Raw genomic sequence first — 19,432 nt, forward strand, 5'->3', positions numbered from 1 at the left:
TAAATTTTTAATTTTAAAAATGATGCTTAAAAAAGGTCAGATAAATTAAAATAAAATTTATCTGACCTTTTATGTAACATATTTTCTGTATTGCAGCGATTTATCATATTTTTCAATTTTGGGTACAGCTCTTCTTTTCTATATAGTTTCTAATCGAGAAAATTCTTTTTTTAATTTAATAAAAGCTTTTTCTTTCTCCCGCTTGTATCCTTCTTCTGTACCAAAGTAAATTGGCTCACCAATAAAAATAGTACGTTTGCAATTACTTATATATAGCGGTATAAAAGGAAGATGTTTGCCTGTCTCCCGGATATAATATCTTTCTAAATCCAAGAATCCCTTATACATTTCTCCCATATTAGAGGTTGAATTTGCATAGTCAACTGTTGGAGAAAGAATAATACTCTGTTCATTTATTAGGGTTTTAATGCTTTCGTTAAAAGTCTTAAAAATTTCTCTTGACCGTCTATAAACTGGTATTGCCTCCATCCCCTGCATAATTGCTGATACAATAAAAGATAAGGGGAAAATAAATATGGCAGCTATAAATTTTGGAATACCAAAGCGCTTTGTAAAGGTATAATCATAATACTGTTTAAAGCAGGTTTTATGATTACAAAATACACTGAGCACCCACATTCGTACTGGTTTATTAAACCATAGTACGCTTAGCAGCGGTCCTCTTGTATTTTGATGATTTATTAGATAAACCGCCGGAGAATCTATATTAGAAGTAGGATATACCTTATATGCTGGTGTAAAAATTCTTAGAATAAAACGTAGAATTTTAAAAAAGCATTTTGTAAAGCGTTTTTTCATTTTTCCTCCTAATGTCGGAACACTGAGTAGTTTAGCATACTCGTTCCCACTCGCAAGCTACTCGTTAAAGTCCATTTAGGACTTTAACCTCCCTTAATTATCTATAATCTTTTGCAACTTCATTATGGATAGACCCTTCCTCGTTATTCTTATTTTGAAATACCCAGCGCAGCTGAACCTCATAGCTTGAAAATCCTAAAATGAAATCAGTTATAAGTTTTATAAAGGATTCATTTACTTTCCAAAATAAACTAATTGTATAAACTAAACCATATGAGGTCATCATTAAACAAATACATAAAATATAATAACGAACTGCAGATCTTGAAACTTTCCCTGTATCTGAAAAGATAAATTTCCTATTCATTGCAAAGTTGCACATGGAGGATATTAAACGAGCAATAACTGTACTTAAGAATATTCTTAAAGCTGCAGGAAAAGTTGAAAGTAAATATGTATTTAATATAAAAAAGGCCGAAACATCTAATATACTTGATACAATTGTTGATCCTGAATATTGAATTAACCCTGATATAAGTTTTAAAAATATAGGTATTGAATCCTTTATTGTACTATAATGAGAGCCAGAGTTGTTTTCAAAATAAAGGGTTTGTATAGGTATAGTTTTAAGATTTATATTATTGCGTCTTGCATTTATTAACATATTTATTTCAAAGTCGTACCTCTCCCCTTTTAATTGGAGAACCCAAGGAAGTTCTTTTTTAGGTATACCTCTAAGTCCTGTCTGAGTGTCATTTAAGCTACTATTATATAAAAATTTAAAAATGCAGCTTGTTACTGTATTGCCTATGTAACTTCTTTTAGGAACATTACTTTCCTTAAAATTTCTTACACCTAAAATAAGTGAACCATGAGTATTGGAAAGTTTTTCGCATATTTTACAAATATCATCAATTGCATGCTGACCATCAGCATCAGCGGTAACAACACCATCTAAAAAAGAGTAGTTTTCTGTAAAATAAGTAAAAGCAGTTTTTAAGGCTCTACCCTTGCCTCGGTTTACCGCGTGCTCTAAAACTGTACATTTACTAATGTTTTTAAGCTCCGTAAAAATACTACTAAAGGCGGCATCGCTGCCATCATTTACTACAATTACACAGGGAACTCCTGTTTTAAGTAGGTCATGAACAAAATCAATTAAATTTGGAGCAGGGTTTAAAGCAGGTATAATAACAGCACTATTTAGTTTACTTTTCATTTTAATATTATTTTTTTCTATGTAATCGGATGTTGTTATTTTTGTATTATTACTTAACAATAACATCACTCCTTTCGATTGAAATTAAATAACCTATAAACTGTAGTCTTCTCCTAATATGATTATTACTAAATACTTATGCTTAGAATATATTATACATACCGTTAAAAATATTATGAATTAAATAATTTTTTAAAATAAAAAACCCTGAATACTCAGGGTAAAACTTGCAACTCAATCTTTGCATTTTTATTTTGTATACTTTTCTAGACACGCCTTGCAAATACAAGCTTTCCCCTTTTTATCTTCAGGTATCATATCTATTATATATTTAGGTATAATAACAGAATTACACCAGCATCCACCTTGACCATGCTGACAATTATTATCTTTACCACAAAGAGGACATATTTTTTCTGCATTCATAAAATCACCCCATATAAATATTATAGAGATGTAATAATAAATAAGTCAAGTGGATGCCATTAGTTTAGAATATATTAAGTTAATTTTGACTTTCAGTTAATTCTTTTTCCTTTATTCGTGCTTCTATAATTCGCTTTAAAAATAACTTTATTAACGCTGCAGCAGGTACAGCCAGCACCATACCTAAAACCCCTGCTATATCAGCTCCGATAATTATGGAAATCAAGATAAATATTGGTTTTAGAGCTAATTTACTACCAAGAAGTTTTGGTTGAATTATATTAGCATCTATTTGAAGAATAATGAATAAAACAATAACGGCTATAAGAACCTGACTGTATTGAGCATTAAGTAATCCAAAAATTATTGTACCTGCAAAGGCAACAATTGGACCAAAATAAGGTATTAAATGACAAAGACTTGCAAGAAAACCTATTAAAACACCAAATTTAATTCCTATAACCCCTAGGGATACACTTAAGGCTACACACATGAAAAGTACATCTAATAGTGTGCCTCTAATAAAGCCTGAAAAAATCTCATCGAAGTCATGTAAGTAGCTCTTAATTATTTTTGAAGTCTTATCTGAAAACATTGCTTTTGAGAACTTGATTGAATAACATATAAAATCGTCCTTGTCCAATAATAAATAAACAGCTATGATAAGTCCAAAAACAAAATTAGAAATATATCCAGATATATTTAAGGTGTTTGAAGCTAAATTATCAGCGAAATTATTTAGCCAGGTAATAAGTGCCGTAGAAAATTGTGCTGCATATTGTTCTAACGCCTTGGACTCTAAATGCATGCTCTGTAACTTTCCTTCAATATTGTTTAAAGAGTCTGAGAATCCATTTATGTAATTGGTAATAATACCAATTACCCTGTCAAAGTTCATATTTGAAATTTGCTTTGTAATGCTAAATATAAAGGTTCCAATTAGAAAAAATACAATTAAAATTATGAGGATCACACAAGCAAAAACTGCAATGGTTCTATACTTCTTCTCATTTTTAAACTTTAAAAATTTAGTTTTTATAAGCAAGTTCTCAATTAATTCAACCAAGGGGTTAATAATATATGCAATAATAATCCCAACAAATACAGGAGTTAGCATTTTGCCTATATACTTCAAAGCCGTAGTTACTGCTTTTAAAATACTTTCAATTTCAAAAGTTGCCCTTGCCAATATAAATATTATTAAGATTGTAATTATTACATAAAGAGAGATGGTTGCATATTTTTTATTTATTTTAAACTTAATTTTATTTATCATTAGTCCCTCCGTAATTTATTAATGTTTTTTATAATAAGTTTATATAAGGCTTATATCTTTTAATTTAACTATCCTTTTTATTATACTAGCACAAATTATACTATCGCAGCAATTACAATTACTCATAATTTATTATACACCCATTTTATATCCCCAAAAGATAAATATTCCTACAAAATAAAAAAGCCTTGTTATTTCAAGGCTTTATTGGCTTCCAACCAAAATTTAGACTCTAAGTGAACCACGGAAGCCCCTGCTACCATAGTAGGAATCTGCTCCATTGTGGTATACGAAGACAGTATCATAACGGCGATCACAAAAGATGGCTCCACCCAGGTTTCTAATATTACTTGGTGTTTTCACCCAGCTAGATGTTTTTAAATCAAATTTCCCAAGTTTCTGAAGTTCACAATATTGTTCCTCAGTTAAAATCTCAATGCCCATGTTAAAAGCCATATTAATAGCACTATTTACTGGTTTATGTTCTTTCCTTGATTCAAGAGCTTCATTGTCATAACAAAAACTTCTGCGGCCTTTAGGACTTTCTGCTGAACAATCAAAAAAAATATATTCGCCAGTATTTTTATCTTCATCAACAATATCCGGCTCGCCACCAGTTCTTTCCATCTCATTGAGTGACCAAAGTTTTTCAGCATTTGCTTCCAGTTTTGTTTGCACTTTAGACCATTCAAGACCTTTATGGTAGTTCATGTCTTTCTCAAAACGAGCTTTCAATATTCTAAGTAGTTCTTCACGTTGTTCTTGGGACAAATCCTTTTTATTTAGCATTTTTATTCTGCCTCCTTATTATTTAATAATTTCTTTCCCACCCATATACATTGCAAGTGGTTTTGGAATTGTGACTGAACCATCAGCATTTAAATTGTTTTCTAAGAATGCTATTAACATGCGTGGTGGTGCAACAACTGTATTGTTTAATGTATGAGGTAAGTAGTTTCCTTTTTCTTTGTTCTTAACTCGAATACCTAATCTGCGAGCCTGTGCATCACCTAAATTGGAGCAGCTTCCAACCTCAAAATATTTTTGCTGTCTAGGAGACCATGCTTCTACATCAATACTCTTTACTTTTAAATCTGCCAGGTCCCCAGAGCAACACTCCAAGGTACGTACAGGAATATTTAAAGAGCGGAAAAAGTCAACAGAATAATGATGTAGTTTATTAAACCACTGAGCACTTTCTTCAGGTTTGCATAAGACGACCATTTCCTGCTTTTCAAATTGATGGATGCGATATACACCACGTTCTTCTATGCCATGTGCCCCTACCTCCTTACGGAAGCATGGAGAATAGCTGGTTAATGTTTGCGGGAGCTGCTCTTCATCCAAGATCGTATCAATAAATTTACCTATCATAGAATGTTCACTTGTTCCAACCAGATATAAATCTTCACCTTCTATTTTATACATCATATTTTCCATTTCGGAAAAACTCATGACCCCATTTACCACATTACTGCGTATCATAAAAGGCGGGATATAGTAAGTGAATCCTCTATCAATCATAAAATCACGCGCATAGCTAAGAATTGCAGAATGTAGTCGTGCAATATCACCACAGAGGTAATAGAAACCATTCCCACTAGTTTTTCTTGCACTGTCAAGGTCAATACCATGGAGTTTTTCCATAATATCTGTATGATATGACACCTCAAATTCAGGTACAACAGGTTCTCCAAAACGATCAATTTCAACATTTTCACTATCATCTTTACCAATTGGTACTGTTGGATCGATGATATTGGGGATAACCAACATTCTCTCATTAATTTCAGCTTCAAGCTTATTTTCCAATATTTCTAATTCCGATAGCTCTTGAGCGATATCTGTAACTTTAACTTTTATTTGTGCAGCCTTTTCCTTAAGGCCTTTGGACATGAAAACACCAACTTCTTTACTAATCATATTCCGTTGATTTCTAAGTGCATCCCCTCTTGACTTTACATCTCGATATTCCTTATCAAGCTTAATTACTTCATCAACCAATATTAATTTTTGCTCTTGAAATTTCTTTTTGATATTGTCTTTTACAACTTCTGGATTTGTTCGTAAGAATTTAATATCTAACATGTTTTCCTCCTTAATTAAATAAGCTTTTATAATTGTTTATTTAGAAAAATAAAAATCCTTCCGTCCCATATAAATAATATGGGACGGAAGGATTCCGCGTTGCCACCCAAATTGTCAGCCTGTTTGCCAACCACTCGAAGGTGCTATAAAGGGCACTACACTATGGCTCATCACCGACAGCTTCAAAAGTGGAAGGCTTAACCTCTCACCAGTTCACACCAACCACCGGCTCTCTGTAGAGATTCATAAACTTTAGCTTCTATCATCACTGTTATACAATATTTTATTATACTTATTATAAACAGTTAATAAGAGTTTTACAAGTTAAAATTTATTTTATTGGTGACATCTGCATTTCTACAGACTGCTCAAGGTAGCTTAGATATCTTAAGAAATTTGTAAGAATTAAAACAATATTTGTAATAATTATAGTACAAAATTTTTTAAAAGTATTTATTATAATTTATTTATAAAGCATTGTAAGGAAGGGATATTAAATGAAAAGATATGCAGTAAGAAGAGTCAATATACTGATAACAACAGTTATAATGTTTTTTCTGGTTTTACTGGTTCTTAATAAGACTCTGCTTAAAGGTTCTTGGATGAATACAAATTTAGACCAAAATATGCTTAATGGTATAGCAGAAAGCGAAAAGCTTACTCATAGCATAATTAAAAACAATGATAAAAACAAAGATACAAATTTTAATGAAAAGGTATATTCCTATTTAAAGTCGTCAAGTCATGAAAAAAGTGTTTTTAACGCTGCTATTATTTTAAACGGTAAAACTTCTTCAAATTCCTGTGTTTACTTTATTTCAGAAGTTTTGAGAAGAAACGGTGTGGAAATTCCAAAGGAAATCGGCAATACTTCTCAAATTGTTCCTCTACTTCAGCAAAAGGGTTTTCAGAAATATACTAATTATAAGGATCTGCAGCCGGGAGATATAGTATTTACAACAGATGAAAGCGGTAATAAAAACGGCGTGCCTTCTCATACATATGTTTTCATGAAATGGGTAGAGAAAGGAAGCTATGACTACGCTTATATATGTGATAATCAGGCAAAGGACTATGAAAATCAAATTTATCATATTAGAAATATAAAAAATAAAGACAGTGTAAATGGAATTCCTAAGGATGCCTTCAGTTTTTTTATGAGACCTGAATAATATATAAAAAAATGCTATAATGGTAGCAATAGGAGTGAGTAAATGATGGATTATAATGTTTTAGTTGTTGACGATGATAATGCAATTAGAGAATCTATAGAGATATATTTAAAGAATGAAGGCATAAGGGTAATAGAGGCCAGTGATGGACTTCAGGCACTAGAGTCACTTGAAAGAGAAGAAATTCATCTTATTCTAATGGATGTTATGATGCCGGTAATGGACGGTATAAAGGCAACTTTTAAAATTAGAGAAAGCAAAAATATACCTATTATAATGCTTTCAGCAAAATCGGAAGATACTGATAAGATATTAGGCCTTAATATAGGAGCAGATGATTATATAACAAAGCCTTTTAATCCCCTGGAGCTAGTTGCTAGGGTAAAGTCTCAGCTTAGAAGGTATACAAATTTTGGATACTTTAAAGATGAAGATGAAATAGTAATAAGAGGGCTTGCGCTAAACAAACATACAAAGACCGTTAGAGTAAACGGAGAAGAGGTAAGCCTTACGCCTACAGAATACCGTATGCTTGAGCTTCTCATGGAGAATAAAGGAAGAGTGTTTTCTATTGCAGAAATATACACAAGAGTTTGGAATGAAGCTTTTTACAATGGTGAGAATACCGTGTCGGTTCATATAAGAAGAATACGAGAAAAGATAGAGATCAATCCAAAGGAACCTGAATATCTTAAGGTGGTGTGGGGAATTGGTTACAAGATCGAGAAATAGGTATCTATTTGCACTTGCGCTTTTAATATCTATGTTTGCATTTGCTGTAGCTCTGCTTTCGGTATTCGATATTGCAAATAATAGGCAGTATCTTACAAAGGATAGTTATTTTAAAAGCTACACCTACAAGGATAATTTGAGAAGCTATTTTCAGAATGTACAAATTTTAATGACAAGTTTAAAAGATTACTCGCAAAAAACAGAGAATGAAAAGCTTAGCGACTTGAAGAAGCAGTATCTTAAACCAGATGATACAAACTTAAAGTCTATCTTGATAGCCAACGATTTAGAGTATAATGCGGTAAAAGTAAAAATAGATGCTGAAAAAGCTTTAAAATATTATATAAAAGATAAAAAAAGTAATAAAGTTTATACAAACATTGAAGAGCCTGGTAATGTGGAGGATTATATAAACAAAAAAGCTGTGTATGTTGATAAATTTCCTAGGAGTATTGGCAGTGACAGCTATTTGCAATCTATAAACAGCTGGTTTCAAAGAAATGGCTTTGAAGGAAGCTTTATATTTATAAAATCTAATGGCGGCTTCAGTCAAATGACCGAAGACTACAACTACTACAGTTCTATAGGAGAAAGAGTAAAAAAAGAAGAGATTATTTTTATAGCATCGCTAGTAGTTGGAATAGGCGTTCTCATTTTATTTAAATTAAGAAACAAGTCAGAAAGCGGAATAAGGAATTTGTATAAGAAAATCCCTTTAGATTTAAGGATGCTTGTATTTTTTGTTTATAATTTTACCAGTCTGGTCTATTTATCCCATATTAATTTTTTTTATTCTCCTATTGGAATTAATCATTTTGCAAAACTATTTATGGTAATGGTATATGTTTATTATCTTATGATAAGTATAGGTACTACACTAGAACTTGTGCGTAGTAAAGATGAGTTTACAGCTCAGCTGAAAAGAAGCATATGCTGTCAATTATACTTTCTTTGGAAAGAAAGCCGCAGAATCAAAGGAACATTGTATAAGGAGCTGTCCTTATTTGTATTTACTACATTGTTTGGAATGTCCATTGCAATAATAGAAGTTTTACTCAGAAGACATGATGCATTGTTTTTTGTAGCATTTCTATATATTATCGTGTACTTGCTGTTTGTCCCAACATATATTCTTAAAAGAGTAGTAGCCTTGAATAGAATAATTGAGGGAACTAATGCCATAGCTTCAGGAAATCTGGAATATGCAATGGAGGAAAATGGAGAAAGCAGTTATATAGCCATTGCAAAGAATATAAACAGCATGAAGGAGAGCTTCAAGAAATCGGTTGAAAGCCAAGTGAGAAGCGAAAGGCTTAAAACTGAGCTTATAACCAATGTATCCCATGACCTTAAAACACCTCTGACTAATATAATAAGTTATGTAAACTTGCTGAAACAAGGTAATCTTTCTGAAGAACAAAGAAAAAAATATATAGAGATTTTGGAGCAAAAGTCTCAAAGGCTTAGAGTACTTATTGAGGACCTTTTTGAGGCTTCCAAGGTTTCAAGCGGCGCAGTTGAACTATATATTGAGAAGGTTGATATTGCGTCCCTCCTAAGGCAGGCTCTAGGTGAGTTCGACGAAAAAATAAATAATTCCTCCCTTACCTTTAGAACAAATATACCTGTAGATGAGGTATACTTAAATTTGGATGGAAAAAGAACTTGGAGGGTATTTGAAAACTTGATAGGCAATGCGTTAAAGTATTCCCAGCCCAGCTCCAGAGTATATATTGATCTTGTAGAAAAAACAAATAAGGTCCAGGTTATAATAAAGAATATGTCTTCCTATGAATTGGATTTTGATGTAGATGAGATTTTTGAAAGATTTAAAAGAGGAGATAAGGCAAGAAGCACAGAAGGTTCAGGCTTAGGTTTGTCAATTGCAAAAAGCATTGTAGAGCTTGAGGGCGGACATATGAAAATAGATATTGATGGTGATCTTTTTAAGGTTACAACAGAGTTTTATAAATAGATTATGGACTTTCATTTCCTCCTTCTTTGAAAAAAAGTAAAGTCGCTAGCACTTTACGGTTTTACCCTAAAATACTAGCGACCTCACAGTTAGGCAATTTGGTCTGGGTAACAAGATTTGAACTTGCGACCTCTAGAACCCCATTCTAGCGCGCTACCATCTGCGCCATACCCAGATATTAAAGTAATATTTTCTTTGTTTAACAAAATATATTATAAACTGCTTACTAAAAAATTTCAATACTTTAGGCATAATTACTCTCATTTAATAGTGTCAGCGCTTAACTGTATCTATATTTATTACTTTATTGGTAATTACATCAGTTACAGATATTTCTTTTATTTAAGCTTTAAAAGATATTAATTTTTAATAATTGCTTTTTATGGATTTCTATCCTAATTTTAAAATAAAATTAAAAAGAAAACTATTGAGAACTTGTTTAAGGCTCAATAGTTTCATAACTTAATATTAAAATTAAAATATTCAAGCATATTTATAGCTGTTTAATTAAAGAATTATGCAGATTAGTCCGCCGGTACCTTCGTTTATGATTTTTTGAAGAGTTCTTTGAAGTTTTACTTGTACATCTTCAGGCATCTTATACAGTTTATTTTGAAGCTCTTCTTTAACGAGGATTTCAAGCGGCTTACCAAACATATTGCTCTGCCATATTTTAGACTTATCATTTTCAAATTGCTCTAACAGTGACTTCATAAGCTCTTCACTTTGCTTTTCTGTTCCCATAATAGGAGATATTTCGGTTTCAATATCAGCCTTTATTAGATGCAGAGATGGAGCACTTGCTTTTAGCTTAACAACACACCTGCTACCTTGTTTAACAAATTCAGGTTCCTCCAGTTTCATCTCAGAAAGCTGTGGAGCAACTAAACCATAACCAGTTTCCCTAACATCCTTTAAGGCAGCTGCAATCTTATCATATTCAACCTTTGCTCTATTTAAATCATACATTATAGCCAACAGTTCATTTTCACCTTTAATGTCACAATTGCAGACTTCGCTTAATACTTCATAAAATAAGGTGTTTTTAGGATTTAGTGCAACTCTAGCTGTACCATTTCCCATGTTTACTTCATTAATACTAGTTAAATCTAAGAATTCAACTTCTCTAAAGGCATCAAGAGAACGTTTTACATCCCTTAGCTTTAAAACCTGTTTACAAAGATCCTTAACTAAATTAATAAAGTTTACCTTAAGCCAATGCTTAGCATCAAGCTTCTCAATCCATTCTGGAAAATCAATATTAATTTCAGTAACAGGGAATTCTCTAAGTATAGTCTGAAAGATCTTACCTATGTCTTCTTCTCTCATATTCAATACATCCAAAGCCTCTACTGGAACATCATATTTTTCTTCTAGTTCAGACCTTAATTCTAAGGTCCTTGCATCATTTACATGAGCTGAATTTAAAAGAATAATAAATGGCTTATTAATTGCTTTTAGTTCATTAATAACTCTCTCTTCTGCCTCAACATAATCGTCTCTGTCAATATCAGTTATAGATCCATCAGTAGTTACAACAAGACCTATTGTAGAATGTTCATTAATAACCTTTTTTGTTCCAATTTCAGCTGCTTCTTCAAAGGGTATTTCATGGTCATACCAAGGTGTACTAACCATCTTTGCCCCATTAGCCTCCATGTAGCCTTGTGCACCTTTAACAATATATCCTACGCAGTCAACCATTCTAATCTTACACTTTGTTCCTTCATTTAAGTGTATTTCTATAGCTTCATTTGGAACAAATTTCGGTTCTGTAGTATGAATTGATTTTCCTGATGAGCTCTGTGGAAGCTCATCCTTTGCTCTTTGTTTCTTATAGGAGTTTTCTATATTTGGAATAACCATCAAATCCATAAACCTTTTAATAAATGAAGATTTACCAGTTCTAACAGGTCCCACAACTCCCACATAAATGTCCCCTTGCGTTCTTTCGGCTATGTCCTTATATATATCGAAATTTTCCAACGCATGCCTCCCAATAATACTTATTAACACTATATATATATTGGACAACATATAAAATTATAACTATAAAAAAAATAAAAAAATCTTATAAATTATAAATTTCGTCTTTTTTATCTCGAGACATAAGTTCATATACGGCTTCTTTTGGATCCTTACCTTCAAATAAAATCTTATAAAGAACATCAGTAATTGGCATAGATACCTTAAGCTTTTCTTTCAGCTGATAAAAAGCCCTGCAGGCCCTAATACCTTCTACTACCATTCCGATTTTATCAATTGCCTCATCTACCTGCATTCCTTGTCCAATCAAAATGCCTGCCCTTCTATTTCTGCTATGCATACTTGTGCAAGTTACAATTAGATCACCAATTCCCGTTAAGCCTGAAAAAGTTTCCTTCTTAGCTCCAAGCTTAGTTCCAATCTTTACTATTTCATGCATACCCCTTGTCATAAGAGCAGCTTTGGCGTTATCTCCATACCCTATACCATCTGAAATACCTGAGGCTAGAGCTATGATGTTTTTAACAGCCCCACCAATTTCAACACCAATTAAATCAGTATTGGTATAAACTCTAAAGGTGTTTGTCATAAAAAGATCTTGAACTTTTACTGCACATTTTTTATGTTTAGATGCAGCAACTACAGCTGTTGGGATGTCTAGTGCCACTTCTTCGGCATGACTTGGACCTGAAAGTATTACCACTGGACTTAGTGGAAGTTCTTCTTCAATTACTTCCGATAGAATTTTTTGAGTATCTTCTTCAATACCCTTAGCTATACAGATTACAATTTGCTCTTTTGAAATAAATTGACTTATTTGTCTGCATAAGCTTCTCACAACATGAGAAGGAACAGATAATACAATAAAATTACTATTATCCACTGCTTCTTTTATGTTTTCATAAGCTTTAACATTACTTGGCAGCTTGACATCAGGCAGATATTTTTTATTTTCCCTGTTTATATTAATGCCCTGAACAATACTTGGGCTTCTATCCCAGAGCTTCACACTAATTCCTTTTTTAGCAAGCAATGTACTTAATGCAGTACCAAAGCTTCCGCCGCCAAGAAATGTAACCTCATTAGTCATATCAGTCCTTCCTTTCACGAAATTGTATTTTTATAGCTGTACCTTCAAAATTAAAACTCTCTCTAATTTGATTTAGCAAATACCTTTCATAGGAAAAATGTACTGAATTATAATCATTAATAAAAAATATAAAGGTTGGCGGTTTTGTATCTACCTGGGTTACATAATAGATTCTCAACCTCTTTAAGCCTACAATTGGAGGTTCCTTCATTAAAACAGCCTTATTTATAACATCATTTAAAAGCCCTGTAGATATTCTTCGGCAGGAATTGTCATAACAGTTCTTAGCCAATTCTAGTACCTTATGTACCCTTTGCCCTGTTTTTGCAGAAATAAATAAATATGGAGCATAATCTATAAAGGATAAATTATATTGTAAGGTCTTTTTAAAATTTTGCATGGTTTTATCATCTTTTTCAATTAAATCCCACTTGTTCACAACTACCATTATAGCTTTTCCCTGCTCATGAGCGTAGCCTATAATCTTTTCATCCTGCTCTGAAACTCCGTCTTCAGCATCAATCATTAGAATACAGACATTTGCTCTTTCTATAGCAGCAAGTGTTCTTACAGCACTATATCTTTCAATTTCCTCTTTTATTTTACTCTTACGTCTAAGACCAGCAGTATCTATTAGAATAAATTTACCTTCATCAGTTTCAAGAACACTATCTATGGCATCCCTTGTTGTTCCAGGAATATCACTGACTATGACCCTGTCTTCGCCTAAAAGTTTATTTATAAGTGATGATTTTCCTACATTAGGCTTGCCTATCATGGCAATTTTAATGTATTCTTCATCCTCTGCATCCTCAGAGTTTTCAGGAAAATAAGAAACTACTTTATCAAGCATATCGCCAAGTCCTAAAGCTTGTGAAGCTGAAATTGTTATTGGATCACCTATACCTAAATTATAAAACTCATATGCATTATCCTCATCAGTAAGGTTGTCAATTTTATTTACTACAAGTACTATAGGCTTTTTGCTCTTTCTTAGCATTTGAGCTACTTCAGCATCAGCACCAGTAAGGCCCTCTTTACCATCTACGATAAATACTATTACATTTGCTGTATCAATTGCTATTTGTGCTTGCCTTCTCATTTGGGAGAGAATGATGTCTTCACTTTCTGGCTCAATTCCGCCTGTATCAATTATAGTAAAATTATATTTAAGCCATTCAGCCTCTGCATATACCCTATCTCTTGTTACCCCTGGCGTATCTTCTACTATAGAAATTCTTTTCCCAGCAATTTTATTAAAAAGTGTAGATTTCCCCACATTTGGTCTTCCTACAAATGCTACTATCGGTTTACCCATTATTTTTCCTCCTATTCAATGCAATGTGTGTTAATTAATTCAATTAAGTCTTCCCCTGTATAGTCACAGATAATTATTTTTCTATTTATAGTTTTTTCTAATTCCTTTACAGTTATATCATCAAGAAAAATTTCTTCACCGCCTCGAAGCATATTTTGAGGTATAAGTACAAATTCTCCTAAGGTAAGGTTCCTAGTTTGCTCTATTATATCCTTACCCGTTAAAAGACCAGCTACTGTTATTGTCTCACCAAATAGCTTATTGGCTATTTTAGCTACTTCTAGTTTAATACTGCTGTTATACTTCATAATTTTATTAGCTGCAGCATTTATTTCATTAAAAGCTAGGGCCCCAGTTATAATAGTAAAACTCCCCTTGCTTACTTTGCCTAAATTAGGTAATGAAGAAGTAATATTGTCCCTAAACATTCTTATCATACCTATACCATCTTCAAGCTGCTCTAAACTTCCATAAAAGTCCTTGTCAGGAATTTCTAAATTTGCAAGCACATAAAATTCATCTGAGAGTCTCACAAAGGGAGAACCTATTTCCTTTATATATTTGTCTTGCAGTTTCTTAATGCTGTATATTTCCTTTAAGCTTCTTTCCTTATCAAACAAGGTAACTTTAAAAAGACCTTCTCTAAATTTTGTGGCACCTATAGGTACTACTGCAACATTTCTAATAGCTGGATATAATTTAAATAAATCTTCTGTAGTTGAAATTAATTCCTCTCCATTATTAATTCCTGGAACTAAAACTATTTGACAATTAATATCTATATGAGCATTAGCAAGCTTTTGAAGCCTTTCATATATATTGCCGGCAAATCTATTATTGAGCATCTTTACTCTTAGCTCAGGATTTGTAGTATGTACAGAAACATTTATTGGACTTATCCTATATCTAATAATTCTATCTATGTCTTCATCCTTCATATTAGTTAAGGTTACGAAATTTCCCTGCAGGAAAGATAGCCTAGAATCATCATCCTTAAAATACAAAGTTTCTCTCATTCCCTTTGGTAGCTGATCTATAAAACAAAATAAGCAATTATTGGAGCAGCTTCTTGCATTATCAAGTATTGAATTTTCGAATTCTACTCCTAAATCCTCATCATATTCCTTTTCAACTTCTATCTCCCATACTTCACCATCTGCTTTTTCAATTTCAAGGACAATATTTTCATCTGCCATTAAAAATTTATAATCAATAATATCTTTAATTTCAGTTCCATTTATACTAATTAATCTATCGCCTATTTCTAAATCTATTTCTTCTGCTAAACTAGTTGGTGAAACTTTAACTATTTTGTTCTTCATATTTTCACTCCCAAAGGTTATATCTATACATTATGATATAATACCCTAACTGAAATTATTAGTCAATGAATTTCAAATAAGAAAAGTGTTTAAAAAAATAGGATAGTTGAACCTATCCTATTTTAATTGGTATTTCGATTATAAATTTTGTACCCTTCGAAGGTTCACTATAAACATTTATATTTCCATTTAAACTTAAAACTATATGCTTGACAATTGCCAGCCCAAGGCCAGTTCCGCCCTCAGCTCTAGATCTAGCCTTATCAACTCTGTAAAATCTCTCAAATATCCTGTCTAAATGCTCCTTAGTCATACCAACTCCAGTATCTTCTACCCAAAGAATACATTTAGTTTGGCTATAATCAGTACCAATGGTTACCTTTGCATTCTTACCAGAATATTTAATTGCATTGTCAACTAAATTTATAAGCATCTGCTTAAACATATCACTATCTCCAATAATATTAGGAACAGTTTTACCAGAAACAGATAGTGTAATATTCTTACTTTCAGCTGTATTTTTCATGAGATTATAGACGTTGTCGACTATAGTATTTACATTAACTACTTCATTTTTCTCTAATTTATGCTGCTCTAAGGAAGATAGGGTTAAAATATCATTTATTAACCTTGTTAATCTTTCTGCCTCATCATTTATTATATCCAGGAATTTAATCTTTTTATCTGGATCCTCAACATATTTTAAAGTTTCAGCGAAGCCTTTAATAGATGTTAAAGGAGTTTTAAGTTCGTGAGAAACATTAGCAACAAATTGAGAACGCATATTTTCAAGTCTTTTAATATCTGTAATATCCTGTAGTACAGCAACCTTACCTATAAGCTCACCTGAGTTAATGATATCAGCAGTTTTTATTCTTAATTCTCTCTCTCTTGGCCATAAAACCTTAATTTCATTATAGTCGTAGCTTGAATGCCTGAATAAGTCCTCTAACTCAAAATCTCTTATGTTATCCATTAAGTTTTGACCGATAATGTTTTTATTTAAGCCAAATATTTCTTCGGCATAGGGATTAATCATAATAACTTTTGAATTTTTATCTATGGCTATTACTCCGCTGTCCATACTTTTTAATATTGCCTCAAGCCTGTTTTGTTTATCTGTTACATCTTTAAGTGAAAATTGAAGCTTATCAGCCATATCATTAAAGGCTCTTCCTAAGTCTCCTATCTCATCCCTTGAATTTATTACAACTCTCTTATGGAGCTCACCCTTTGCTACATTTGAGGTGATGTTTTGAAGCTCCTTAATAGGCTTTAAAATCCCATGAGATAGTTTTGAAGATACTAAAGCAGCAAGAATAAGCACTAACACTATAGTTATAAGATAATATCTAATATATTTATTCTCAAAGCCATAAACTAATGCAACAGGCATAGAGCTTCTAATTATATAACCATCATCGAAGCTAGTTGCCGCATAGATCATTTTCCTATGTACGGAAACACTGTACCTATCACTATAGCCAACCCCATTTGCCCTTGCATCTTTTATTTCCGGCCTATCATTATGATTATTCATAGTTTCTGAATCAGCTTCTGAATCAAATATAACATTGCCTTCTTTATTTATATATGTAACTCTAATATCAAAATCATGTAAATTGTTTTTAAAGAAATCCTCTCTATTTTTAAGGTTATCTGTTTTTATTAAATTAATTACTAGATTATTATTTTGTGCTAGATTTTCTTTAATAGTTTCTATATATTGGTGATTAATAATTAATATAAATAGTGTTGTCAAAATGACAACACTTAGAAAAAGCACCCCTAAGGTTGAACTCAAAAGTTTTTTCTTCATGCTAGTCACCAAAATTAAATCTATATCCTACTCCACGAATGGTTTCAATATATCTCGGGCTCTTATCGTCTTCTTCAATTTTTTGCCTTAGATGCCTGATATGAACATCAACTGTTCTTGTTTCACCAATATATTCATAGCCCCAAACCTTATCTAAGAGAAAGTCTCTAGTAATTACACGTCCCTTATTCTTAATTAAAATTTCCAAAACTTCGAATTCTTTAAGTGTTAAATCCACCCTGTTTTCATCCTTTATAACCTCATGTTTTTCAAAGTCTACTATTATATTGTCAAATCTAAAGGACTTATCAAGCGGCATTATAGTTGTTCTTCTAAGCACTGCCTTTACCCTGGCAAGAAGCTCCCTAATTGAAAAGGGCTTTGTTAAATAATCGTCTGCACCAAGCTCAAGACCCAGTATTTTGTCAAGTTCCTCACTTTTAGCTGTAATCATAATAATAGGTAAATTTGAGATACTGTTGTCTTTACGCACCTCCTTGCAGACATCGTAGCCATCAATTCCAGGAAGCATTACGTCTAGTAGAATTAAATCTAGGTTTTCCTTTCTTGCTATTTTTAATGCTTCTGTCCCATTGCCGCAGCAGTATACCTTATAGCCGCTGCTTTCTAAGTTGAACTTAAGAAGCTCTTGAATATGTTCTTCATCATCAACCACTAAAATTTTGTATTCAGACATAACTTTTCCTCCTTTTAGTCGGAACACTGAGCAATTAAGCTCACTTGCTCCCGCTCGATACACTGGCTAGTCTAGCTTGCCGATTATTCATGGTTAGACTACCCGTAGAAGCACATTTAGGGCTTCTACCTCGTAAATGTCCATTTAGGACATTTACCTCCATATAATTTACTTAAGTTAGATAAATAAATGAAAACATTCTTCCACAATCATCCTTTTGCTTTCTATATGAGTACATATTATAATCACCTGTACAATAGGTACAAACATTTGTAGTAATAATATTCTCACTTTGCATTCCATTAGCCTCTAGCTGCCTAATAATACATTTTTCAAGATTAAGCTTATTGTCTTTTATTATTTCTAAATCCTTATATAATTCTTTTTCGGAAAATAGTGACTTTAAATCTTCGCCGATTTCATAGCAGCAGCCTCTATTATGAGGACCAATAACAGCTGTAAGGTTTTCCATTTTAGAGCCATATTCTGACTTTAGCTTAGATAATGCATTAGAACAAATTTCATTTAAGGTTCCCTTCCACCCGCTGTGAACTGCAGCTATCACTTCATTAACATTATCGTAAATTAATACTGGTACGCAATCTGCTGTAAATACTCCAATACCAATATTTCTTCTATTTGTTATAATCCCATCGCCTTGATGAATTTCTCCGTCATAATTGTAAACAAGGTTACTGTGAATTTGTTTTAAATAACTAATTTCATTTAAGTTAAATAAAGGCTTTAGCATCATCAAATTAGACTTGCCTTCCTCTAAATTAACATTAAAATTCAAATTATTCTTAGAGGTCGAGAAAATAAAATTTGCATTACCATAGGTATATTTAATAAATTCATAATTATTTAGTTCATATTTCTCCAAAATTATTCACCTCAACTTAATTGTAACATTTAATTATATTAAATAAATATAAAATTAAAAATATTAACCATGAATTAACATAAAAGGCCAAGTTCCTTCTACAATTATATGTATAAGGAAACTTGGTCTCAAATTTATTCTTTACTTGTCATCAAGTTTTTGATTTCCTGCATAAAGGTATTTATATCTTTAAATTGTCTATAAACCGAGGCAAATCTAACATAGGCTACTTCATCAACTGCCTTAAGCCTTTCCATAATCATTTCACCTATAAATGAGGACTTTACCTCTGTAAGCATTTGGTTGCTTAGCTGTTTTTCAATATCATCTGCAATAGCTTCAATTTGACTCCTGGATATAGGCCTTTTTTGGCAAGCCTTTAATATACCATTAACGATTTTGGATTTATCAAAATAATCTCTGCTTAAGTCTTTCTTAATGACAAGGATAGGAATATCCTCTATTTTCTCATAAGTAGTGTATCTTTTATTACATTTCAAACATTCTCTTCTTCTTCTTATAGCTGATTCATCTTCAGTGGACCTGGAATCCACTACTTTACTTTCTTCAAATCCACAATAAGGACACTTCAACTTTTTCACACCCTTTA

The 19,432-nt window shown here is 32.2% G+C and carries 17 protein-coding genes and 1 tRNA gene; 3 read left to right on the forward strand and 15 right to left on the reverse strand.

Annotation, left to right across the window (positions count from 1 at the left end):
- Positions 1-138 precede the first annotated feature (138 nt).
- From ACJDUG_RS08735 to serS, 6 genes are all read right to left on the reverse strand, one after another.
- On the reverse strand, positions 139-819 hold the full coding sequence (locus ACJDUG_RS08735; RefSeq protein ID WP_406769505.1) for a hypothetical protein: 681 nt from the start codon (positions 817-819) through the stop codon (positions 139-141).
- 97 nt (positions 820-916) lie between these two features.
- Entirely contained in the window at positions 917-2,098 is a 1,182-nt protein-coding gene (locus ACJDUG_RS08740) for a glycosyltransferase (protein WP_406769506.1), read from the reverse strand.
- Between the two features lie 189 nt (positions 2,099-2,287).
- Complete coding sequence (locus ACJDUG_RS08745; RefSeq protein WP_406769507.1) at positions 2,288-2,464, reverse strand: cysteine-rich CWC family protein; 177 nt, start codon at positions 2,462-2,464, stop codon at positions 2,288-2,290.
- Positions 2,465-2,543: 79 nt separating this feature from the next.
- A complete protein-coding gene (locus ACJDUG_RS08750) occupies positions 2,544-3,740 on the reverse strand; it encodes an AI-2E family transporter (RefSeq protein WP_406769508.1) in 1,197 nt (398 codons plus the stop codon).
- Between the two features lie 225 nt (positions 3,741-3,965).
- Positions 3,966-4,529 (reverse strand): DUF4256 domain-containing protein, encoded by a 564-nt coding sequence (locus tag ACJDUG_RS08755; RefSeq protein ID WP_406769509.1) that lies wholly within the window; start codon positions 4,527-4,529, stop codon positions 3,966-3,968.
- 18 nt (positions 4,530-4,547) lie between these two features.
- Positions 4,548-5,828: a serine--tRNA ligase gene (serS, locus tag ACJDUG_RS08760; RefSeq protein ID WP_406769510.1), complete on the reverse strand. Its 1,281-nt coding sequence runs from the start codon at positions 5,826-5,828 to the stop codon at positions 4,548-4,550.
- A 497-nt stretch (positions 5,829-6,325) separates the two neighbouring features.
- On the opposite strand from serS, the gene ACJDUG_RS08765 reads away from it, so the two are divergent.
- From ACJDUG_RS08765 to ACJDUG_RS08775, 3 genes are read left to right on the forward strand one after another with little or no spacing between them, the layout of a single operon-like run.
- A complete protein-coding gene (locus tag ACJDUG_RS08765; RefSeq protein ID WP_406769511.1) occupies positions 6,326-7,000 on the forward strand; it encodes a hypothetical protein in 675 nt (224 codons plus the stop codon).
- A 42-nt stretch (positions 7,001-7,042) separates the two neighbouring features.
- A complete protein-coding gene (locus ACJDUG_RS08770) occupies positions 7,043-7,732 on the forward strand; it encodes a response regulator transcription factor (RefSeq protein ID WP_406769512.1) in 690 nt (229 codons plus the stop codon).
- Entirely contained in the window at positions 7,710-9,707 is a 1,998-nt protein-coding gene (locus ACJDUG_RS08775) for a sensor histidine kinase (protein WP_406769513.1), read from the forward strand. The genes ACJDUG_RS08770 and ACJDUG_RS08775 overlap by 23 nt, the downstream gene beginning before the upstream one ends.
- A 99-nt stretch (positions 9,708-9,806) precedes the next feature.
- On the opposite strand, the gene ACJDUG_RS08780 is transcribed toward ACJDUG_RS08775, so the two are convergent.
- The 9 genes from ACJDUG_RS08780 to nrdR form a co-directional block, all read right to left on the reverse strand.
- Positions 9,807-9,882: transfer RNA gene (locus tag ACJDUG_RS08780), tRNA-Pro, on the reverse strand.
- A gap of 332 nt (positions 9,883-10,214) precedes the next feature.
- A complete protein-coding gene (spoIVA, locus tag ACJDUG_RS08785) occupies positions 10,215-11,693 on the reverse strand; it encodes a stage IV sporulation protein A (RefSeq protein WP_406769514.1) in 1,479 nt (492 codons plus the stop codon).
- 85 nt (positions 11,694-11,778) lie between these two features.
- Entirely contained in the window at positions 11,779-12,783 is a 1,005-nt protein-coding gene (locus ACJDUG_RS08790) for an NAD(P)H-dependent glycerol-3-phosphate dehydrogenase (RefSeq protein ID WP_406769515.1), read from the reverse strand.
- Position 12,784: 1 nt separating this feature from the next.
- Positions 12,785-14,101: a ribosome biogenesis GTPase Der gene (der, locus tag ACJDUG_RS08795; protein WP_406769516.1), complete on the reverse strand. Its 1,317-nt coding sequence runs from the start codon at positions 14,099-14,101 to the stop codon at positions 12,785-12,787.
- 11 nt (positions 14,102-14,112) lie between these two features.
- A complete protein-coding gene (locus ACJDUG_RS08800; protein ID WP_406769517.1) occupies positions 14,113-15,423 on the reverse strand; it encodes a DUF512 domain-containing protein in 1,311 nt (436 codons plus the stop codon).
- 112 nt (positions 15,424-15,535) lie between these two features.
- Positions 15,536-17,242 (reverse strand): two-component system histidine kinase PnpS, encoded by a 1,707-nt coding sequence (gene pnpS / locus ACJDUG_RS08805; RefSeq protein WP_406769518.1) that lies wholly within the window; start codon positions 17,240-17,242, stop codon positions 15,536-15,538.
- Between the two features lies 1 nt (position 17,243).
- Positions 17,244-17,939 carry a response regulator transcription factor gene (locus ACJDUG_RS08810; protein ID WP_406769519.1) on the reverse strand — a complete coding sequence of 232 codons (696 nt, stop codon included), beginning with the start codon at positions 17,937-17,939 and terminating at the stop codon, positions 17,244-17,246.
- 172 nt (positions 17,940-18,111) lie between these two features.
- Positions 18,112-18,822: a peptidoglycan editing factor PgeF gene (gene pgeF, locus ACJDUG_RS08815; RefSeq protein WP_406769520.1), complete on the reverse strand. Its 711-nt coding sequence runs from the start codon at positions 18,820-18,822 to the stop codon at positions 18,112-18,114.
- 134 nt (positions 18,823-18,956) lie between these two features.
- Positions 18,957-19,415: a transcriptional regulator NrdR gene (gene nrdR / locus ACJDUG_RS08820; protein ID WP_406769609.1), complete on the reverse strand. Its 459-nt coding sequence runs from the start codon at positions 19,413-19,415 to the stop codon at positions 18,957-18,959.
- Positions 19,416-19,432: the final 17 nt, after the last annotated feature.

The sequence above is a fragment of the Candidatus Clostridium stratigraminis genome, assembly GCF_045310675.1.
GTDB classification, from domain to species: domain Bacteria; phylum Bacillota; class Clostridia; order Clostridiales; family Clostridiaceae; genus Clostridium_AT; species Clostridium_AT stratigraminis.